This is a genomic window from Flavobacterium glaciei (assembly GCF_003350545.1).
In the GTDB taxonomy this organism is placed as follows: Bacteria; Bacteroidota; Bacteroidia; order Flavobacteriales; family Flavobacteriaceae; genus Flavobacterium; species Flavobacterium glaciei.
In genome coordinates, this window is sequence record NZ_QQBA01000037.1 from 1 (window position 1) to 1682 (window position 1682).

Below are 1682 nucleotides of genomic sequence, written 5' to 3' on the forward strand. Positions count from 1 at the left end.
AAAGAACCTCAAAAATTAGCTTAGCCTAGAACCAGTTTATAGCAGTTCTATAAGGTAAAAAAGAAATGAAAACGGGGTTTTTTCACAGCCTGACGTTCCCGCGCTACAAGCAGTTTGGGACTAAATTAAGACCATTATTCGGATTTGCCAAATCTTCCAAATACAAACCAATTTTTCAATTAAGCTAAATCCCCAAATTGCTTGTAGCGTGTGTTGGCGGTTCGGTTTTATTCTATTTAATAAATTTTCGATTCTATACTTTTGCTTGTTTTTATCTGAACCAACTAATTATTGCAAAAATTCCCGCGATAAAAACTATTATTCCAATTCCAACTATTGTTAAGCAACCATATTCGAAAATTTTATCTTTCCATTTCTTTTTATATGGTTTGTCATTGATGTCAATTCTGTTATCTGCTTTGGGTTCAATATACGCAAGCCAAATATCGCTAGTGATCCATTTTTCTTTCGGGTCAAATGTTAAGATGTTTTTCTCCGAATTTTGGATAATTTCATCAGCATTTCGAGATGCTTTCAACAGTTCGTTCGCAAACAATTCTAGCCCGTATTTATTTGCTTTAATAAATAATTCATCTCCTGCATCTACGTAGTGAATTCCAAAAAATGCTTTTTCTTTAGAATTTTCACTTTCAATTTTTTCGATGATTTTATTTAATTCTTCTTTTTCCAAAACTACAATCTTCTTTTTTGTATTTAGTTCTCTGCGGTAAACTGACCGCCAACGTTTGGCAGCTACAAGAAGTTGCGTACTTCATTCACTGTCAATTACAAATATAGACAAAACTTTGATTCAACAATTATCATTTCTGATAAATCCCATGCCTAGCAATTTCTTGTAACTGCTGTTAGCGGATGTGTTTATTTTATTCGAAAGTTGCTATTTTCAACCTTTCCTTTTCGATTCCTGTGTTTTCAGAAAACCATTTTGTTAATACGCTTTTCAATTCTGTTTTGTTAATTGTGTTTTTTTGAGTTCTAACAGATAAATAATTTTCATTAGTAATTTTTTCAACTAATTCTTTTACGCTTTTAAGTTTTAGTTCATTTCCAAACCATTTACAGAAATATAAGCCAATTACTGAAATTGAAATACCGATTATCCCCAATTGCCAATAAATAAATAATAAAATGAATGATATTATTCCGATTGCAAATAATGGGATTGTTATAAAGTCTGGAGCTTTTAAAATGTTTAGTTTAATGCTAATTTCATTCTCAACTTTTCTAATTAATACTTTTCTATTTTTTCTCGGAAATAATTTTTCAAGTTCAGTTTCTGTTTTTAAGTCTTCTTTTTCAATTATTTTTGTTTCAACGAGTGATTTTCTTAGTTTATAAAATGCTTGTTGTGAAGTACAACTTTCGACATTTTTCAAGTTGATTTTTTCAATTATTAAATCGCATAATTCTTCAAAACTATTTACAATCTGAGTTTTGTCCTTGTCAAATTCAAAGTTGTACATTTTCTCAATTTGAGGAATCATAAATTCAAGTTCTTCTATTTCAAAATCTTTTAATTTGTTGTTTTCCATTAATTTGCGATTTTTTTAGGTAACATATCCGCTAACGTTCCCACGCTTGGCGTCAGTTGCGAACTTCGGAACTGATTATTTTCTGATAAAGATAATATTTCTTGCGAAGCGTGAACGTGAATTTACCAA

2 protein-coding genes are annotated in these 1682 nt (G+C 30.1%); both read right to left on the minus strand.

Features of this window, described 5'->3' with window-relative positions; genetic code table 11:
• Positions 1–271: 271 nt before the first annotated feature.
• Complete coding sequence (locus tag DFR66_RS13750; protein ID WP_114755386.1) at positions 272–691, minus strand: hypothetical protein; 420 nt, start codon at positions 689–691, stop codon at positions 272–274.
• A 193-nt stretch (positions 692–884) separates the two neighbouring features.
• On the minus strand, positions 885–1553 hold the full coding sequence (locus tag DFR66_RS13755) for a hypothetical protein (RefSeq protein WP_114755387.1): 669 nt from the start codon (positions 1551–1553) through the stop codon (positions 885–887).
• Between the last annotated feature and the right edge of the window lie 129 nt (positions 1554–1682).

What these genes read in the sequence shown, in the direction of transcription:
- DFR66_RS13755 (WP_114755387.1), bottom strand. Translation starts at nt 1,553, where the DNA reads ATGGAAAACAACAAATTAAAAGATTTTGAAATAGAAGAACTTGAATTT.